Source organism: Neobacillus endophyticus (genome assembly GCF_013248975.1).
GTDB classification, from domain to species: domain Bacteria; phylum Bacillota; class Bacilli; order Bacillales; family Cytobacillaceae; genus Neobacillus; species Neobacillus endophyticus.
In genome coordinates, this window is the sequence record NZ_JABRWH010000001.1 from 3,712,518 (window position 1) to 3,730,017 (window position 17,500).

Annotated in this window: 20 protein-coding genes; 14 read left to right on the forward strand and 6 right to left on the reverse strand. The window is 38.8% G+C overall.

The annotated features are described in order from the left end of the window. Positions 1-53: 53 nt before the first annotated feature. The 6 genes from HPT25_RS18315 to HPT25_RS18340 all read left to right on the forward strand — a co-directional run bounded on the left by HPT25_RS18315 (position 54) and on the right by HPT25_RS18340 (position 3,802). Positions 54-629: a bifunctional adenosylcobinamide kinase/adenosylcobinamide-phosphate guanylyltransferase gene (locus tag HPT25_RS18315; protein WP_173067395.1), complete on the forward strand. Its 576-nt coding sequence runs from the start codon at positions 54-56 to the stop codon at positions 627-629. 91 nt (positions 630-720) lie between these two features. Then, complete coding sequence (cobS, locus tag HPT25_RS18320) at positions 721-1,512, forward strand: adenosylcobinamide-GDP ribazoletransferase (RefSeq protein ID WP_173067398.1); 792 nt, start codon at positions 721-723, stop codon at positions 1,510-1,512. A gap of 57 nt (positions 1,513-1,569) precedes the next feature. Then, positions 1,570-2,031, forward strand: coding sequence for a bifunctional adenosylcobinamide kinase/adenosylcobinamide-phosphate guanylyltransferase (locus HPT25_RS18325; protein ID WP_312857353.1), 462 nt, complete (start codon positions 1,570-1,572; stop codon positions 2,029-2,031). Next, on the forward strand, positions 2,006-2,590 hold the full coding sequence (locus tag HPT25_RS18330; protein ID WP_173067404.1) for a cob(I)yrinic acid a,c-diamide adenosyltransferase: 585 nt from the start codon (positions 2,006-2,008) through the stop codon (positions 2,588-2,590). The genes HPT25_RS18325 and HPT25_RS18330 overlap by 26 nt, the downstream gene beginning before the upstream one ends. Beyond that, a complete protein-coding gene (locus HPT25_RS18335; protein WP_173067407.1) occupies positions 2,580-3,086 on the forward strand; it encodes an ECF transporter S component in 507 nt (168 codons plus the stop codon). Before HPT25_RS18330 ends, HPT25_RS18335 begins: the two co-directional genes overlap by 11 nt. After that, positions 3,083-3,802, forward strand: a complete 720-nt coding sequence (locus HPT25_RS18340; protein WP_173067410.1) for an ATP-binding protein — start codon at positions 3,083-3,085, stop codon at positions 3,800-3,802. The genes HPT25_RS18335 and HPT25_RS18340 overlap by 4 nt, the downstream gene beginning before the upstream one ends. Positions 3,803-3,824: 22 nt before the next feature. Here the strand turns inward: HPT25_RS18340 and HPT25_RS18345 are convergent, their stop codons facing one another. Further along, on the reverse strand, positions 3,825-5,924 hold the full coding sequence (locus HPT25_RS18345) for a transglycosylase domain-containing protein (RefSeq protein ID WP_173067413.1): 2,100 nt from the start codon (positions 5,922-5,924) through the stop codon (positions 3,825-3,827). 200 nt (positions 5,925-6,124) lie between these two features. On the opposite strand from HPT25_RS18345, the gene HPT25_RS18350 reads away from it, so the two are divergent. Together HPT25_RS18350 and HPT25_RS18355 are read left to right on the forward strand one after the other, a co-directional pair. Further along, a complete protein-coding gene (locus HPT25_RS18350) occupies positions 6,125-6,391 on the forward strand; it encodes a phage holin (RefSeq protein ID WP_173071258.1) in 267 nt (88 codons plus the stop codon). A 130-nt stretch (positions 6,392-6,521) separates the two neighbouring features. Beyond that, complete coding sequence (locus tag HPT25_RS18355) at positions 6,522-7,742, forward strand: MDR family MFS transporter (RefSeq protein ID WP_173067416.1); 1,221 nt, start codon at positions 6,522-6,524, stop codon at positions 7,740-7,742. Between the two features lie 46 nt (positions 7,743-7,788). Here HPT25_RS18355 and HPT25_RS18360 read toward each other — a convergent pair whose 3' ends face one another. Then, positions 7,789-8,733 (reverse strand): aldo/keto reductase family protein, encoded by a 945-nt coding sequence (locus HPT25_RS18360; protein WP_173067419.1) that lies wholly within the window; start codon positions 8,731-8,733, stop codon positions 7,789-7,791. Between the two features lie 182 nt (positions 8,734-8,915). On the opposite strand from HPT25_RS18360, the gene HPT25_RS18365 reads away from it, so the two are divergent. Continuing rightward, on the forward strand, positions 8,916-9,104 hold the full coding sequence (locus HPT25_RS18365) for a hypothetical protein (protein WP_173067422.1): 189 nt from the start codon (positions 8,916-8,918) through the stop codon (positions 9,102-9,104). Positions 9,105-9,117: 13 nt separating this feature from the next. Here the strand turns inward: HPT25_RS18365 and HPT25_RS18370 are convergent, their stop codons facing one another. Next, entirely contained in the window at positions 9,118-9,348 is a 231-nt protein-coding gene (locus tag HPT25_RS18370; RefSeq protein ID WP_173067426.1) for a YczF family membrane protein, read from the reverse strand. Between the two features lie 173 nt (positions 9,349-9,521). Between HPT25_RS18370 and HPT25_RS18375 the strand changes: the two genes are divergently transcribed. From HPT25_RS18375 to HPT25_RS18385, 3 genes are read left to right on the forward strand one after another with little or no spacing between them, the layout of a single operon-like run. Continuing rightward, on the forward strand, positions 9,522-11,117 hold the full coding sequence (locus tag HPT25_RS18375) for a spore germination protein (RefSeq protein WP_173071260.1): 1,596 nt from the start codon (positions 9,522-9,524) through the stop codon (positions 11,115-11,117). After that, a complete protein-coding gene (locus HPT25_RS18380; protein WP_173067429.1) occupies positions 11,114-12,325 on the forward strand; it encodes a Ger(x)C family spore germination protein in 1,212 nt (403 codons plus the stop codon). The genes HPT25_RS18375 and HPT25_RS18380 overlap by 4 nt, the downstream gene beginning before the upstream one ends. A 20-nt stretch (positions 12,326-12,345) precedes the next feature. Continuing rightward, positions 12,346-13,461, forward strand: coding sequence for a GerAB/ArcD/ProY family transporter (locus tag HPT25_RS18385; protein WP_173067433.1), 1,116 nt, complete (start codon positions 12,346-12,348; stop codon positions 13,459-13,461). A 30-nt stretch (positions 13,462-13,491) separates the two neighbouring features. On the opposite strand, the gene HPT25_RS18390 is transcribed toward HPT25_RS18385, so the two are convergent. The 3 genes from HPT25_RS18390 to HPT25_RS18400 form a co-directional block, all read right to left on the reverse strand. Continuing rightward, positions 13,492-15,144, reverse strand: coding sequence for a PAS domain S-box protein (locus tag HPT25_RS18390; RefSeq protein WP_173067436.1), 1,653 nt, complete (start codon positions 15,142-15,144; stop codon positions 13,492-13,494). Between the two features lie 101 nt (positions 15,145-15,245). Then, entirely contained in the window at positions 15,246-15,749 is a 504-nt protein-coding gene (locus HPT25_RS18395) for a GNAT family N-acetyltransferase (RefSeq protein ID WP_173067439.1), read from the reverse strand. Between the two features lie 240 nt (positions 15,750-15,989). Further along, positions 15,990-16,142 (reverse strand): YpzG family protein, encoded by a 153-nt coding sequence (locus HPT25_RS18400; RefSeq protein WP_173067443.1) that lies wholly within the window; start codon positions 16,140-16,142, stop codon positions 15,990-15,992. Between the two features lie 306 nt (positions 16,143-16,448). Between HPT25_RS18400 and HPT25_RS18405 the strand changes: the two genes are divergently transcribed. Next, positions 16,449-16,814: a DUF3147 family protein gene (locus tag HPT25_RS18405; RefSeq protein ID WP_173067448.1), complete on the forward strand. Its 366-nt coding sequence runs from the start codon at positions 16,449-16,451 to the stop codon at positions 16,812-16,814. 14 nt (positions 16,815-16,828) lie between these two features. Further along, positions 16,829-17,221, forward strand: coding sequence for a DUF3147 family protein (locus tag HPT25_RS18410; protein WP_173067451.1), 393 nt, complete (start codon positions 16,829-16,831; stop codon positions 17,219-17,221). Positions 17,222-17,500 lie beyond the last annotated feature (279 nt).

A 17,500-nucleotide genomic window follows, 5' to 3' on the forward strand; every position in this document is an offset into this window, starting at 1 on the left:
ATTACGGAAAAAGTATATAAAGTGAAAACTAGGTTAATGGAGGTGTCAGCCAAATGGCAGATGGTTCTTCCTTTATTTTTATAACCGGCGGTGTGCGCAGCGGAAAGAGCAGTTTTGCTGAGAAGCTGGCGATCGATTTGGCAGATCAATACGGGGCCAGGCTGACACTTTTGGCCACTGGTGTTCCATCCGATTTGGAGATGCAGGAGCGAATAACAAAACATAAACGCGATCGCGAAACAGGTAATCATATATGGAGAACATTGGAAAGATCTGTTCAAATCGGAAAAGAAGCGGACAGAATTGACAATCATGATATTGTTTTAATGGATTGCATTACCACATTATTAAATAACGAACTGTTTTTGAAAAAGAGAGATTGGGATGAGACATTTCTCAAGAGAATTCAAGAAGACATCGTATCAGGTATTCTTGAAATCAAAAATCGGGCCCATACAATGATCGTGGTCAGTAATGAAGTATTATGTGAACCGCAAAATGACAACAATCTAGTTCTTACATATTCGAGATTACTAGGTACTATTCACCAATGCTTAGTAAGTCAAGCAGATCAGGCCTTCTTAGTGGAAGCCGGAATTCCGATTAGGATGAAGGGGGAATTGCGATGATTCGGCTGGTAGAAGGTGTTATTTTGAAAGGAAAAAGTCGTTTCAAACTGCAGAGACCTAGAGGTATTATAGAACATTGGAGTACGATGTGATGCAATTTTTAAAAGGTTTATTGATTACGATTCAATTTTTTACAGCCATACCGATTCGCAGTGAATTGCCAATGGATCAACATCATTTAAGGAAGGCAGTCCAAGCATTTCCTTTATTAGGGCTGCTTCAAGGGGTTTTTTACTCGCTCTTTTTATATCTTCTCCTTGAGTTTACTCCCTTTACCCATCTAGCTGCTGCGTTTCTGTTATGGTTAGCAGTCATCCTTTTCACAGGGGGGATCCATCTTGATGGATGGATGGATGCAAGCGATGCTTTTTTTTCTTATCAGGGTCGTGAGAAAAGATTAGAAATAATGAAGGATCCGAGGATAGGTGCTTTTGGAGTACTTTCACTTATCATTTTATTAAGCTGCAGGTTCTTTTTTATCTTTGAGTTTACGGAAATCATTAGATTAGATACTTATGTTCTTATTACCGCAATCCCCTTTTTCAGTAAAAGTGTGATGGGCGGTCTCTTATTAACGGTAAAACCAGCAAAAAAAGAGGGACTTGGTTATTGGTTTCAAAGCTCTGCCTCACCTGCATCATTATGGATTTATCCCATTTATTTACTCGCATTTTTCTTATTGGTTGGGTACTTTTTTAGAAATCAATTATTACCAATTGGAATATTATTTACGGCAGCCGCAGTCTGTTTTATATTTTGCAGAAAAAAGACAGACGCATGGTTCGGCGGGATTACAGGTGATGTAATTGGAGCTTCCGTAGAAGGAACTGAATTGATTCTTTGGTTAACCGTATGGTTATTGCATTATTTCGTTTTGGCTTAGCAACTCTCTTGGATATCAGGATTTAAATTTTAGTTAGGAGGGGTTCGGTTGCATTTTGTGACTGGAGGTGCCTTTAACGGGAAAAGGGCATGGGTTAAGAAAATCTATAGTGCACACGATCCGGACAATTGGATTTCTGCGTATGACCAATATTGCTTACCGGAAGAAATAGCAAACAGGGATGATGATTTGCTTATCTTAGAAGGTATTGAAATATGGGTAAAAGGGCTTCTTGAAAACAATGATATTACGATATGCCGGGACAAATTTAAAAGCTTTTTAGCAAAATGGCTGATTTGGGAACAGATGGAACCATGTCGCAGGTTGGTGGTGATCGGCACTGATATTAGCAAAGGGATTGTCCCAATGGAAAAAGAATCCCGGTTATGGAGGGACATGACTGGATGGGTCTACCAGGATCTTGCCAAAGAGGCTAAACGAGTGGATGTTATCTGGTATGGTGTAAACCAATTAATAAAGGAGGAGAAGGAATATGAGAATTTATACAAGAACAGGTGACCAGGGGAAAACCAGTATTATTGGCGGCCGGGTTGATAAAGATGACACACGGGTTGAGGCATATGGAACGGTGGATGAAGTCAACTGCTTTGTTGGCCAGGCAATAACAGAACTGGATCCTGTGTTATTTAAGGATGTGCTAGAAGACCTTGAAAAAATTCAACACGAGTTATTTGATTGCGGAGGTGACTTGGCAAACGTTTCAAAAAAGCGTGAGGTGAAACTACAAATAGAATCTATTCAATACTTGGAGCAGAAAATTGATGAATATATGAAAGAAGCTCCGGAACTAGAAAGATTCATTTTACCTGGCGGAACAAAACCTTCAGCTTCTATTCATATTGCCAGAACGATCACAAGAAGAGCAGAAAGACTAGTAGTCAAACTATTAAAAGCAGATCCTACTATCCCTGAAATGACGTTGAAATTTTTAAACCGTCTCTCAGATTATTTCTTTGCGCTTGCACGGGTTATCAACTACCGCTTAAATGTAAAAGATGTGGAATATGTTCGGAGTGCCAAGGTTTTTAGAGAAGGAAGTCGAAAAGATGAAAAATAAAATAAGTGTAAAATTACTCAGCTGGCTGGCCATGTTGATCGCATTATCTGCCGTAGGAGCATCCATTAAAATACCATCTCCGGTTGGGAGTATAGCACTTGATTCTTTTCCAGCCATAATGGCTGCTGCCATTTTGGGCGGTGGCTCAGGGGCCGTAGTTGGCAGTCTGGGGCATTTAGTTTCCGCAGAATTAGCAGGATTTCCTTTAGGTGCAATGCATTTTTTAATAGCTGCTGAAATGGCCGTCCTTGTGTGGCTATTCGGCATCATTTATAAAAGAAATCAAAAACTTTTGGCTGCCGTGATCTTTGTTCTGGGGAATGGATTGCTTGCCCCATTACCATTTATACTATTAATTAACAAAGAGTTCTATATCGCGACTGTTCCCTTCCTGTTGGTGGCCAGCGTGATTAATGTGGTGTTGGCACTTGTTGTCATTCCCAAAATGAAATCGATCATTTCTACTAATCTAAAACAAGGAGAAGTGAAGGAATGAGGGACATTGTGTCGATTCCTTTTTCTGGAGGAGAATCCTTAATCATTGCTTGTGATAATAGCGGCGCTATTGGCATGAAAGAAGGAGATCTTGTCCGGGTACCATATGATATAGTTTCTTATTACGCATTTCGCGTGGCGGCAATGGAATGCATGGCTGCAGGTGGAGACATTATTTCCGTTGTCCTTAACAACTTTTGTGGAAATGACCCATGGAACCAGCTGGTAACAGGAATTGAGAAGGGATTAAATGAACTTCGATTGAAGGATGTACAAATTACTGGCACCACGGAAAGTAATTTTCAGCTGCTTCAATCCGCTGTTGGTTTGTTGGTAATCGGAAAAAAGTCTATCAACCAAACAGAAGAGATCCTATTTTCACCTCAATTGAATTTTGCTGTTATTGGACTTCCGTTGGTAGGAAACGAAGTAATCGAGCAAGCCGACCACGTTGCCCCACTATCGCTATTCAAAAGCATAAGCGAATTGGAAAATATCATCATATGGCCAGTTGGCTCTAGAGGAATATTATTTGAACTGAATCAAATGTTTCTAAATGTCGACTTTAATAGCGATATGGTAAGCACCGACATTGATATCATGAAATCAGCTGGTCCTTCGACTTGTTTTATCGTAGCTTATCATGACAAAGATGAAGAAAAATTAAAGGACATTGCTATAGGATTATTCCATTCCATAAAAATAAATATAGGTTGAAAAAATAGCACGCCGCGGCGTGCTATTTTTTCATGCTTTGTAGTTGATTCACTAATGAATTAACCGCATTTCCAATATTATTTAAAAGCTGATCGAGGCGCTTCTTCATGGTTGGAGCCTGTTCCTTGATGGCAGAGCCTATTTTTTGAGCATTTTGGTTCAATTCCTGGCTGATTTTTTGAGCCTGTTCTTCGATCGAGGAGTCCGAAGCTGCTTTTCCAGCAAGCTGCTGATTGATCGATTGAATCGCAAAATTTTGTTTAGGCACAAATGCCAACGAGGATTTCATCATTTCTTTAAAAATTGGTACCACATTGGCCGAACTTGAACTTGGTAGATAGTGCTCCTGATCGGTCTGATCATAGCCGAGCCAAATTGCCCCGACTAGGTTTGGGGTATAACCAACCATCCATTGATCCTTTGTCCCATTACTTGTAAAAGGGAGCTGAGTTGAACCTGTTTTTGCGGCCATTTGAACCCCAGGTATATAAGCTCTTCTGCCTGTACCGGATTCGACCACATTAAGAAGCATGGAAGTCATGGCATTTGCGACTTTTGCCGATGTTACTTTTGTGGTTTCTGTTTTATGTTCGGCAATAATATTGCCTGTTGGCCCAACAATCTTGGTAATTAAATGACTATCCTCTCGATTCCCGCCATTTGCAAAAGCGGAATAGGCGTTTGCCATTTGCAACGGTGAAACTCCTTTGCTCATTCCGCCTAAGGCAATGGCCAAGTTGTCGTCCTGCTTTTGTACTGGGATGCCAAAACGTTTTAAAGCATCCAGCCCTTTTTCAATCCCAACTTTATTTAGCATCCAAACAGCTGGAACATTTAAAGATTCCTCTAAAGCCTTGTACATCGGGACTTTTCCTTCAAAGGTTCTCGTGAAGTTTTCCGGTTTATAATTCCCGAACGTTAACGGTTCATCAACAAGCTCGGATGAATACGTATAACCAGCCTCGAGAGCCGGTGTATAAACCACTAGCGGTTTAATCGAAGATCCTGGCTGTGCCTGCAGCTGTGTTGCCCGGTTGAAACCACGGAAAACATAATCTCCACGTCCACCTACCAATGCACGCACTCCCCCAGAGGCTGGATCCACCAATACGGATCCGCTTTGAACAAGCTGATCTCCACTTCCACTTGGAAATAAATCATCACTTTTATACATTCTTTCAAGACTTGCCTGCATGTTTTGGTCCATTTCTGTATAAATTCGATAACCACGAGTTAATATCTCATCTTGGGTTAGGCCATAACGGGAAATCGCTTCATTTAATACGGCATCCACATAATATGGGTATTTCCTTTCGATAAAACTGCCTCCACCGTCATGAAGCCGGATCTTCTCAGCTTTTGCCTGTTTGTATTGCGAAGTCGTAATCATCCCGAGTTCTTTCATTTTTGCCAGTACAACATCTCTACGTTTTATGGCTAAAGCGTAATTTTTATATGGATCGAGATAATTTGGTGCGTGGAGGAGACCTGCAAGCAATGCCGCTTCACTTATCGTTACATCCTTAATATTTTTATTAAAATATTTTTTCGATGCGTTCCCAATTCCCCATGATCCACTGCCAAAATAAACTTGATTCAAATACATTTGCAAAATCTCATCTTTTGAATAAACCTGATCAAGTTTTACGGCTAGAAAAAGTTCCTCGATTTTTCGTCTAAAGGTTTGTTCGGGTGAGAGCAGAGCATTTTTTGCCAGCTGCTGGGTAATTGTACTACCACCCGCTGTGATTCTTCCAGCAAACAAGTTACCAAAAAAAGCCCGGGCAATTCCTCGAATATCAAAGCCCCCATGATCATAGAATCGTTCGTCTTCGATCGCTACAACAGCATTAGGAACATATTTGGGTAGTTCCTGAATGGAAACACCCTTTGTTCGATTCGTTGTGACATTGGTAGCTAATTGGTTATCTTTATCATAAATAACCGTTGGCTGACTTAATCCCTGTTTTAATGATTGTACATTGGCTCGTGATGCGAGCCAGCCAAAATAGCAAATGGTCACAAGGACGAATACAAGAGTCAATAATAAAATAATTTGGGTAAGATGGAGCTTCTTCCAAAATTTAACCGTTTTTTCCCAATATGGCTGTATCTTGTCCATTGCATCTCCTTACCTTTAATAGGGATTTTTAACTTCTATATTATAGATTCTCCTGAAAAAAAAGACCAATAAAAGCAATTTTTCATTTAAAACCCCCAGATGACCAGGTATAAACTGGTGAGATCATAGTGGACAACCATTTCTGCCAAATAGCATATGTTAGTAATAAGACGATTAAATAGATTAGAAGGGGTGAGATGATGATTAATTGGAAGGTGCGTTTTAAAAATCGGAACTGGGTAATTGCATTTATATCGCAGATTTTTATTATTGCAGAATTTCTTTTATCAGGCTTACACGCATTAGGAATTACAAATTTTCAATTAACGGATACTATTAAAGAATCAGTGCTGTCCTTTGTGAATGCACTGTTTGTGTTGCTTGGTCTGCTAGGGGTTGTCCAGGACCCAACCACAAAAGGGATTGGGGACAGCGAACAGGCATTGGACTATAAAGAGCCGAATTAATGAAAGGAGCCAGTTTTTAAGTGAAACTGGCTTCAGTCATCATTTAAAAATGTTGGAAGGAATTTCTTTACATTTTTCCGCCAAAATAGTTTACTAGAATATACAACATATCATTTGTGAGGTTTTACATATGAAAAAGATAAAAAACTATATTGGACAATTTCATACCATTGTTTGGGTTTTACTTATTGGTACGGTATTAACTCGCGGCTCGGTATATATGACCTTACCATTTTTATCTATCTTTCTCTCACGACATTTGGATGTTTCGCCGCTCATTATTGGATTAACTGTTGGCATGAGCCCGTTAATGGGAACAGTTGGTGGCTTTGTCGGCGGTCATTTATCGGACCGGTTTGGCCGCAAGCCGATCATGTTCATATCCATTTTTGGGCTTGCATTTGTATACTTTGGTTTTACAGTTGCGAATGGTCAAGGCTGGTTTATTCTCTTAAATGCCATTAACGGTTTATGCGGATCATTCTTTGAACCAGCATCACAAGCCATGATGGCCGATTTCACAGAGAAGAATAAACGGATGAAGGTGTACTCCTTACGTTATACGGCTATTAATATCGGTGCTTCTGTCGGTCCGCTTTTGGGTGCTTATTTTGCCAATGTATCAGCGAAAACGTCGTTTTTTATTACTGGTACAACGTATCTTTTCTATGGGTTGGCCATTCTTTGGATTTTGAATCGGATGGTTATGAGGCAGGAAGAAACGGGAAAGAAAATAGTATCGTTTGTTGATGCCTTTAAAATCATACGGACAGATAAAGCGTTTAGATATCTATTATTTGGAATTATTCTGATCAATATTGGGTATGTACAATTGGATTCCAATTTCCCACAATTTTTAGCAAAAAAACTCGGCAATGGAGTGGAAATTTTCTCTGTATTGCTCACCATAAATGCTGTGATGGTTGTGTTCCTGCAAATGCCAATAAGTCATTTTGCTGAAAAATTTAAATTAATGCAAGTCATGGTTTTCGGGTCAATTTTCATCACCGTTGGTTTAATCGGATTTGGACATGTTACTGGTTGGGTTACTGCGATCATTTCGGCAGCCATTTTTACCATAGGTGAAATCTTGATTTTCCCATCCAATAACATGATGATGGATCATTTGGCGCCGGAACATTTAAGAGGAACCTATTTTGGTGCGGGTCAATTTAAAAAGATCGGTAATTTTATTGGACCAATTATGGGGGGCTATCTAATGGGACATTTACAAGGACAAATGATGTTCTTGATTATTGGATTAGCGTCATTAGGAAGTACATTATTTTTTACTGCAGGAAATAAAACCTATTTAAAAATGAAAGAAACTCGTTTGGAAAACAGCATCTAAGAGTGGAAAAGCCTTTGGCCATAAATATTGGCCAAAGGCTTTTATTCTATCTTAAAATATCTTCTATTCTTGCCAGTGTTTCTTCATTCAGTTTGACACCGGAAGCTTTCACGTTTTCTTCCACTTGCTCGGGCCTGCTGGCACCGACAAGGGCGCTTGCTACGTTCTGCTGACGCAAAATCCATGCGAGTGCAAGTGTAGGTAATGAAATAGAAAGATCTCCCGCAACCTCTTTTAATAGCTCAACCTTATCAAGGTTTGCATCCGATAATAAGCCGAAAAGGCCGTTATATTTTTCTTGAGCAGCACGGCTGCCTTCGGGAGCTTTTTCGCCTTTTCTATATTTGCCTGTTAACACACCTTGGGCTAAAGGCGACCAGACAACTTGGCCGATTCCATGTTTTTCACTTACAGGAATGACTTCTTTTTCGATATAACGCTCAAGCATACTGTATTGCGGCTGGTTCACTACAATTCTGTCAAGCAGTTTTTTATCAGCAAGATGAACGGCTTCGCTAATTTGTTCTGCTGTCCATTCGCTGACCCCGACATACAGGACTTTTCCTTGGCGGACTAAATCATCAAGTGCACGTAATGTTTCCTCGAGAGGTGTTTCTTTATCGTAACGGTGGCAATAATAAATATCAACATAGTCGGTATTAAGGCGTTTTAAGCTGGCGTGGCATTGTTCGATGACGTGCTTCCGTGAAAGGCCGCGGTCATTAGGACCATCTCCCATAGGCCAGAATACTTTTGTCGCTAGGACATAAGAGTCCCTTTGATATTTTTTAAGCGCTTTCCCGACAACGATTTCTGCTTCTCCGCGCATGTATACATTCGCCGTATCGAAGAAGTTGATCCCCAAATCATAAGCTTTGTCGATAGAAGAAGTGGCATTTTGCTCTTCAACGTAGCCCCCATATGTAAGCCAGCTTCCCAGACTGATTTCGCTAACCTTCAAACCAGTATTGCCTAAACGACGATATTCCATCAGCTATCCCTCCCCAAAAATTTCGTAACACAAAATAAAAATACTATATTCATCACCAATATGTCCACTATTTGGCATTCAAAATGAAAATACCAAGTGGTTCATAAATGATGCAAGCTAGAGTACTTCTTTTTTTGAGGAACGAATAGGATGAAACATCCGTTATAAAAGGAGTTCTGATCATGTGGCAATGGATTGTGTCCGTCGCAGGTTTATTGGGATTTATGTTGATCATTGAGGAATCGGCTTACTATGTTTGGAACCGATATATTTATGGGAAAAGACAAAGGAGAAAGAGATTCCTACGACTAAAACGCAAGTCTCAAAAGGAAGTTCCAAGAGGAATAACCGAAGATACGAACTCGCCATAGGAGCGAGTTTTCTTTATGTTGAACTTTTTTGCAATTTTTTTTTCACTATACCTATAACTGCCTTCACGATAAAGTATAGTCCGAACATGATTAAGGTCGTAATTTCTACTTCCTCCGTTACTTTAAAAGGAATCAACTCTTTGTTAAGAATTCCTGAAAGAGGGTAATGCATAAGTAAATCCAACGATATGATGAGGACGAACATACCTGCTGACAAGAGGAGAATGACAAAGAACACTTTCATCGTGCTGCCCCCATTTTGGTAATTTAACGATATTGTCCCATCCGCCCAAAAAATTATTCTTATCCATTTATGACCATGGATAATCCATGTTGTTTTGGATAACATAACCATATCTATCATGGTTTTAGGTAAGTGAGGCCGATGTTGTGTCGATTTTAGCCAAACTGATAAAAATGAGAAAAAGTAAAAAGCAGAATGAGAATGATAATGTTCGTCAAAACCTTGATCCATCAAAGCCAGAGGGTTTAGCGATCTCCAAACAATATCAAGAAAATCTTGATCGTATAAAATCGGAAACGGGCAACAGCATTGATATTGTTATTCGGCAAATGAAAATAGGCCAATATGACGGCGCACTTGTATTTGTCGACGGTTTGGTGGATGGAAAAGGCATTAACGATTATATTTTAGAATCTTTTATGGAACCGAAAGCACTGATGGATGATATCGACCTTTTTCAATTTGTTATGGATAAAATAGTAGCAGTTGGATCAGTCCATACCATTACTAATTGGAACCAAGTCTATGAGTTCTTGTTATCCGGATGTTCGGTTATATTTTTGGATGGATCTCAAAAAGCCATTGTAGGGGAAACAAGAGGGGGAGAAGTCCGTCCTGTTCTTGAGCCTTCATCGCAATTATCTATCCGCGGTCCAAAGGACTCTTTCAATGAGACGATTAGAACCAATACGGCTCTGATCCGCAGGAGAATCAAAAGTCCGAATCTATGGGTCGAATCAATGAAAATAGGTACGGTAACACAAACAGATGTAGCCATTATGTATGTAAAAGGAATTGCTAATGACAAAATCATTGATGAAGTAAGACAAAGATTACAGAGAATTAATATTGATTCCATTATAGATTCAGGCTATATTGAACAATTAATTGAGGATCAAACATTTACTTTTTTTCCAACTACCTATCATACGGAAAGGCCGGATGTTGTGTCAGCCCAGCTAGTAGAAGGCAGAATTGCGGTCATCGTGGATGGGAGTCCATTTGTCCTTACTGTTCCAGCCTTATTTGTGCAATTTTTTCAAGCACCTGATGATTATTATTACCGATTTGATTTATCGACCAGTATTCGCATTTTAAGGATCCTTGCTTTTTTAATTGCACTAATAGGTCCATCTCTATATATCGCAGCTACGACCTTTCATCAAGAAATGATTCCGACTACATTGGCCATTGCGATTGCTGCCCAACGGGAAAATGTTCCGTTTCCTGCTTTTGTTGAAGCATTAATTATGGAGGTAACCTTTGAAATTTTGCGTGAAGCAGGTTTGCGCCTTCCAAGGGCAGTTGGACAGGCGGTTTCAATTGTTGGGGCACTTGTTATAGGTCAGGCAGCCGTTCAAGCCAATATTATTTCTCCAATTATGGTTATTGTAGTATCCATTACTGCCATCGCAAATTTTTCTACACCCGTTTTTGCGATGGCAATTTCTGCACGATTACTCCGTTTTGTTTTAATGGCAATGGCAACATTTATTGGTTTTTATGGAATTATGATTGGCATCATGTTCATGGTCATCCATTTATGTTCATTAAGGTCATTTGGAGTCCCTTATATGGCACCATTAGCTCCTTTTAATCCTGAAAACCAACAGGATGTGTTTATACGCTTTCCACTATGGGCATTTAAAGATCGTCCCAAATTTATTAGTAAGGGGAATACAGTCAGAACAGGCAGCAACCAAAAACCTTCACCGCCGGAACAATCTAACGACCAGCATGATCAAAATTCAGAAGGGAATCCAACATGAAAAAGTGGACCTTGGATCTGTTAGTGCTTGTATTTTCTAGTGTTTTGCTTGTAGGCTGCTGGAATCAGCGGGAGTTGACTGAATTGGCTTTTGTTATGGCAATGGGTGTTGATAAAGGGAAAGGTAAAGAAAAATATGATGTATCATTTCAAGTAGTTGTGCCTGCGAATGTTTCATCCGGGCAAGAGGGTGGAGGCGGTCAAGGACCGCCAGTTGTCGTTTATAAGAGTTCAGGAAACAATTTAACGGAAGCAGCAAGAAAAGCAACAAAACAAATACCACGTATATTGTATTACGCTCATACGACTATATTTGTCATAAGTGAAGAAGTGGCGAAGGAAGGTATTTTTGATTTATTGGATGCTTTGGACCGCGACCCGGAGTTTCGTACAACCACCTTTGCCATCATAGCGAAAGATGGGAAAGCGATTGATTTAATTTCATCTCTTACGAACCTGGATAAGCTCCCGGTTAATAAATTTTCCAAAACGCTTGAAGCTACGGAAGAAATGCTTGGTGAAAATATGAAAGTAAATATCGATGATGTTCTTTCAAACTCGATCAGTACGGGCAAAGAAACCGTTATAAGCGGCTTTAAAATGTTAGGTGATGTCAAGAAAGGAAAATCACCTCAAAACATTGATACAACAAGGCCTCCATCCATGCTCGTAGCGGACGGACTGGCAGTCTTTAAAAGAGGGAAACTTGTGAGTTGGCTAAGCCGTGATAAGGTTCGCGGAGCCATATGGGTACTAGGTAAAATGCAGGGTACTGATATAAACATAGATATGAACGGGAAAGCAAATGCCATTAGTATTACACCTTATCTTTCTGACACGAATGTATCAGTGACGGTTAAAAAGGGAAAACCAGTGATCAATGTTTATATTAAGACAGTCTTTAAGCTTAGTGAGGTCAATACAGCCTTTGATATTACGAATCCATTAAACATGAAAATAATTGAAAAGAAGGTTCAGAGCCAAATAAAAAGAGACATTGATATGTCAATACGAACAGTTAAAAAATACAATTCAGATATATTCGGATTTGGAGAAAAAATCCATAAAGAGAATCCAAAGTTGTGGAAGAAATTAGAGAGCGATTGGGAAAATCAATTTTCCCAATTACAAGTAAACGTAAAGGTTGATGCATATTACCGTGAAGCCGGAAAACGAAATAATCCGTTTTGGATGGATATGAAAAAGTAATGTGAAAGGGGGGAAGGTGAATGGAAAAAGCGAAAATAAGTGCAAAACAATTTTTTGCTCTAGTGGTGCTGTTTGAAATGGGCAGTGCTATCCTTGTAGGATTTCCATCACAACTAAAACAGGATGCCTGGATTGCTGTCATACTAGGAATGGTATCCGGGATTGCCTTATTTTTTATCTATTATCACTTATTTTTATATTATCCGGATCTTCCCCTAACAAGCTATGTCCAAAAAATTTTTGGGAAATGGATAGGCAGGATCCTTGCATTTTTCTATATTCTTTATTTTGCTTATATAGCCGCAAGAGTCCTGCGCGATTTTGGTGAATTGTTAACAACAACCATCTATACCAATACCCCGATTTTTTTTCTAATGACATTACTAATGCTGTCAGTTGTTTATGCCATTCTTAAGGGATTTGAGGTGATAGCCAGAGTAGGTGAGCTTTACTTTGGAGTGGTTTATATCATGGCCATTGTTGGGTTTTTTTTGATTATCTTTTCCGGACTGCTTCACCTAGATAATTTAAAACCCATTCTCGAAAATGGATGGAAGCCTGTAATAAAGACTGTACTTAAAGATACGCTTACTTTTCCTTTCGGTGAGATGGTGGTGTTTACCATGTTGCTCCCGTATTTAAAGCAGCCCAAGAAAGCAAAAATCGTATGTATTTCTGGTATGATCTTAAGCGGTATAAATTTTACAATCGCAACTATCATTAATATCGCGACTCTTGGCGTTGCACTGTTTGCCCGTTCACCTTATCCCTTGCTTTCCACCATCAGCAAAATTGAACTTGCCAGTTTTATTGAGCGGCTTGATGTTTTATTTATGCTTTATTTAATGATCGCGGGTTTTATCAAAGTAGCCGTCTTCTTTTATGCTGCAGTCATAGGAACGACTGATCTTTTTCAGCTCAAAGATCATCGGAAAATTAGCTTTCCAATGGGGATTTTAATTTTATTAACGGCAATGATGATTGCTCCAAACTATTCAGAACATATTGAAGAAGGATTAAGAATTGTACCGATTTACTTACATTGGCCTTTTCAGATCATCATACCTTTTTTGCTATTAGTTGTTGCAATCATCCGTCATAAATTTCAACAAAAAAAGGCGGCTGTTTCTTCATAAAAAAACTGCCAAGACCTGCAGGTATGGCAGTTAGTGAATCGTATTGATCGTCGGCTCCTGTGATAAGGGGAACGAAACAGAAACCATTGTTCCATGATGTTTCTGACTTTCAAATTGAATCGTTCCTTTATGTGATTGAACAATTCGGTAGCTTACAGTCAGTCCCAAGCCAGTACCTTTCTCTTTTGAAGAATAAAAGGGTTCTCCCAATCTTTTTAGTCGTTCTTTCGATATTCCGATGCCATTATCCTTTATGGTGATTACTAGTGTGTCCTGATTCTTCTTGTTAAGATTGATTTTGATCATACCACCATTCACGGAAGCCTCAATCGCGTTTTTAATAAGGTTAATAAAAAGTTGTTTTAGCTGGTTCGGCTCGCACTCCAATAATATGTCCTCTTCCGGTAGTTTAGCATCAATTTGCACATTATAAAGGCTTGCTTCCGTATTTAATAACGACAAAACATCTGTTAACAGCTTTTGAATAACCGCGGTTGTCATTTTTAAATGCTGAGGTTTTGCTAATAATAACAATTCACCGACAATATGATTGATCCGATTTAATTCATCAAGCATTATTTGATAATAAAATTGATGCCGTTCATCCTCAACTTTTAGGAGCTGAACAAATCCTTTTAAAGATGTAAGGGGATTGCGAATTTCATGAGCAACACTTGCTGAAAGTTCCCCTACAACAGAGAGTTTTTCCGTTCGCCGCAATCGCTCCTCTGTTTTTCTAATATTGGTAACATCACGTCCATATCCAATAATTCCGGTGATTTGCCCGTTAATAACAATGGGTACCGTAGTACATTGTAAAATGATAGTGTTTTCATTCGCATCAGGCACTTTGATTTCATACATAATCGGCTTGATTTCTTCTGTCACAGAGGAAATAAATTTTTGAATATGAGATTTATATTTTTTCGGTAAAAGTTCTGAAACGTTTTTACCTATCATTTCTTCGCGTTTAAAACCAGTTATTAATTCAAAATGCGAATTTATGTTAGTGAAATTACCATGTAAATCCATCATATAAACGATATCGGGACTATATTCAAATAGTGATTTGTATTGTTGCTGACTCTCAGCTAATTGTTGTGCCATTTTTTTATATTCGGTTATGTCTCGGCCGATTATAACCATTCCATGACGGGAGCCATCCGGATGAAATAGCGGGACTTTGATTGTATCAAACGTTTTGACAGAACCATCAGGAACCGGAAGGACTTCTTCAATCCGTGTGATCTTGCCATTTAACCATGCCTCTTCATCTGATACTTCACAATAACGAAGGGCATCTGCATAAAATGAGGTATACTCAGCAAGCTCAGAATCTTTTTTCCCTCGATAATCAACATTTTCCAGCTGGAACAATTTCAAACCAAATTCATTGGCTTCAATCCATCGTCCTTCTCCATCTTTAAAGTTCACAAAATCGACCATGGAATTAATTAAAGTAGAAAGGCGTTCCCGGTCTTCTTTTGAGGAATGCAATTCAACTGTTTTATTGATATAAAAGTTAAAAAATGCACCAGTTAGGACTATATAAAAAATTTCCTTCACTCTGGCTAATAGATCCCCATAAAATGGCGGAACAAATCGGCTTATAAAGTAATTAGAACCATAAATCCAAATCATACTGGCGATAAAGTAAATGAGGATTAACTTTTTCTTCTTCATGAATAAATTCAATTCCTTCAGGAAACAAGTTCATAGATTATAGTCAAATATAATTGTACAAGAATATGTAAAACTTTGGTACAACCCAAAAATGGAAATGATTAATTGATCCTTTTTCCAAGTATAATTAAATCTCTTTCCAAGTCATCCAATTCAGCAATATTAGGAAGATGAGCCCATTTTTCAAATCCAAACCTTTCGAACAGCTTAAGGCTCGGTTCATTATGCCCAAAGATAAATCCAAGCAAAGTCTTTATATTTAATTCTTGGCAGGCATCTATTGCTTTTTGCAACAAAAATTTGCCCAATTTTTTCCCGCGAAAATCAGAATGAATATAGATACTCACTTCAGCTGTGGCATTATATGCTGGTCTGCCATAAAAGGATTGGAAGCTGATCCATCCGCAAATTTTGCCGTCGTATTCAGCAACCCACAGTGGTCTAAATGATGGGGAATGCTCGTGAAACCACTTGATACGGCTTTCGACACTGACTGGTTCCAAATCAGCGGTGACCATTCGTCCAGGGATGGTAGAATTATAAATATCAACTATATCAGGTAAGTCATTTAAATTGGCATCTCTTAATATAATTTCGTTTAACACTATTTTCACTCCACTTCTTTACCATACTAAAATCATGTTACCTTTATCTGAAAATAAGCGCAAATATTATTTTTAATCTGACAGTGTTTAGGTCTTGAGTGATTTTCTAAATTTATTGTATGGATCGGAAATCAGCAGTCAAGTTACCAGAGACTGTCATAAAAAAGCCTTTTCCCAACATTCATCGGGAAAAGGCTTTTGCGTGGGAATCCCACAGTTCGTTTCAGTGCCAAAAATAATTCACCAGCGGTGAGCTTTGGCATTGCTCCTTAAGATGATTGTGTTTTGCGTCAGCCTAGTTTGGCCATTTACCTGCGACTTTTGCCGCTTAGGTCTCGTCCAAGTGTGGTGAAAAAGCTCAGAATGTGGATCCAAATAATCCTTATAGCTCATCAAATCACCTCATCATAGGATTCTTTGAAACGATGATATTCAGTTTGAATATCACTATTATCTTTTGTGTATTCAGGCGAAAATAGTCACAGAAATTTTAATTGAAAGGATTTGTAATGTACGTACCAGCAGTCGATTTGATCAGTTATTTCAAATAGGAGGCTTGATTTAAAGAGTTTTTCATGCAAACGCTTTAAAAACCTTTATAAAAAGTTCACAGGCATGATGTGTAATATGGAGTAAAATAAGGTCATAAATAATATGTGAATCAATTCACAAATAAAAGAACAAAAGAAGGCGGACTTCATGATACATCTATCAGTAATTGCATTGCTTATTCGATTTCTATTGGGGGGGGTGGCAGTAGTTGCCTGTACCATTGTGGCAAAAAAATCCGGAGAAAAAGTAGGGGGGATTTTTGCTGCATTCCCAGCTGTTTACCTTGCTGCACTCCTGACGATCGGTATTGATTTTCATGGCGGAAAATTGGTATCTCAGTCCATTATTCTTTCCAAAGGTGCTTTTTTTGGAATGGCCATAAATATTTTTGTGGCCATACTAGCAGGCTGGCTTCTACCAAAGATTGGCTGGAAAAAAGGAATTATCAATGCAATGGTTTGCTGGTTTATTGTTTCAATTGTCGTAGTATATGTCACAACATATTTACATTAGAAAGGTGAACTATAATGAATAAACAGGACTTATTTATGCGTTTTGTTCTTGGTGGTACCGCTGTTTCACTAAGTTATATTATCACTGTTTTTTCTCCTTGGAAGATTCTTGCAGGCATTTTTGCAGCCTTTCCAGCTGTTATGCTGACAGCCATTATTATGGTAGGTATTGCTTCTGGTACAAAAAAGGCAACCAATATTGCTAAGGGATCTGTATATGGAATGATTGGCGGAATTGTTTGCGTCACAACGGTTTTATTATCTCTAAAAGAAACCGAGAATTGGATACTAAGTATTTCAACAGGGCTGGTTTTGTGGCTTTTAAGTTCTATTGCCATTTCAAATTTGAAGGATCGAGCTGGTAGAAAAGCCCTAGGGCACATTAAAAAAATAGGCAATTTTCAATGAACCCTTTGGATCAAAGGGTTTTTTTGCCGACAGGAAAGCGTTTATACATCAAGCATAAGTGCACGAAGAAATGCTCCGTGAGCATCAGCCTCGCAGTCGAGAAGCTGTGCTTATCGACAAACTCCCACTCTGTCTACGCCCTAACGGAATCGCCAGTCGGCGAGTTTTCTTTAGAAGGCAATGGAAAAGAACATGGTTGAAATATTTACAGTGTTTATCGAGAAAAAGTCAACTGACAAGTTGATCAGCTGCTTAGAAAAATTTCCTAATTTATATCTT

Bases quoted from the DNA above. Each gene is read 5' to 3' on its own strand.
- HPT25_RS18315 (WP_173067395.1), top strand. From the start codon at position 54: ATGGCAGATGGTTCTTCCTTTATTTTTATAACCGGCGGTGTGCGCAGC.
- cobS (WP_173067398.1), top strand. From the start codon at position 721: ATGCAATTTTTAAAAGGTTTATTGATTACGATTCAATTTTTTACAGCC.
- HPT25_RS18330 (WP_173067404.1), top strand. From the start codon at position 2,006: ATGAGAATTTATACAAGAACAGGTGACCAGGGGAAAACCAGTATTATT.
- HPT25_RS18335 (WP_173067407.1), top strand. From the start codon at position 2,580: ATGAAAAATAAAATAAGTGTAAAATTACTCAGCTGGCTGGCCATGTTG.
- HPT25_RS18340 (WP_173067410.1), top strand. From the start codon at position 3,083: ATGAGGGACATTGTGTCGATTCCTTTTTCTGGAGGAGAATCCTTAATC.
- HPT25_RS18345 (WP_173067413.1), bottom strand. From the start codon at position 5,924: ATGGACAAGATACAGCCATATTGGGAAAAAACGGTTAAATTTTGGAAG.
- HPT25_RS18350 (WP_173071258.1), top strand. From the start codon at position 6,125: ATGATTAATTGGAAGGTGCGTTTTAAAAATCGGAACTGGGTAATTGCA.
- HPT25_RS18355 (WP_173067416.1), top strand. From the start codon at position 6,522: ATGAAAAAGATAAAAAACTATATTGGACAATTTCATACCATTGTTTGG.
- HPT25_RS18360 (WP_173067419.1), bottom strand. From the start codon at position 8,733: ATGGAATATCGTCGTTTAGGCAATACTGGTTTGAAGGTTAGCGAAATC.
- HPT25_RS18365 (WP_173067422.1), top strand. From the start codon at position 8,916: ATGTGGCAATGGATTGTGTCCGTCGCAGGTTTATTGGGATTTATGTTG.
- HPT25_RS18370 (WP_173067426.1), bottom strand. From the start codon at position 9,348: ATGAAAGTGTTCTTTGTCATTCTCCTCTTGTCAGCAGGTATGTTCGTC.
- HPT25_RS18375 (WP_173071260.1), top strand. From the start codon at position 9,522: ATGAGAAAAAGTAAAAAGCAGAATGAGAATGATAATGTTCGTCAAAAC.
- HPT25_RS18380 (WP_173067429.1), top strand. From the start codon at position 11,114: ATGAAAAAGTGGACCTTGGATCTGTTAGTGCTTGTATTTTCTAGTGTT.
- HPT25_RS18385 (WP_173067433.1), top strand. From the start codon at position 12,346: ATGGAAAAAGCGAAAATAAGTGCAAAACAATTTTTTGCTCTAGTGGTG.
- HPT25_RS18390 (WP_173067436.1), bottom strand. From the start codon at position 15,144: ATGAAGAAGAAAAAGTTAATCCTCATTTACTTTATCGCCAGTATGATT.
- HPT25_RS18400 (WP_173067443.1), bottom strand. From the start codon at position 16,142: ATGAGCTATAAGGATTATTTGGATCCACATTCTGAGCTTTTTCACCAC.
- HPT25_RS18405 (WP_173067448.1), top strand. From the start codon at position 16,449: ATGATACATCTATCAGTAATTGCATTGCTTATTCGATTTCTATTGGGG.
- HPT25_RS18410 (WP_173067451.1), top strand. From the start codon at position 16,829: ATGAATAAACAGGACTTATTTATGCGTTTTGTTCTTGGTGGTACCGCT.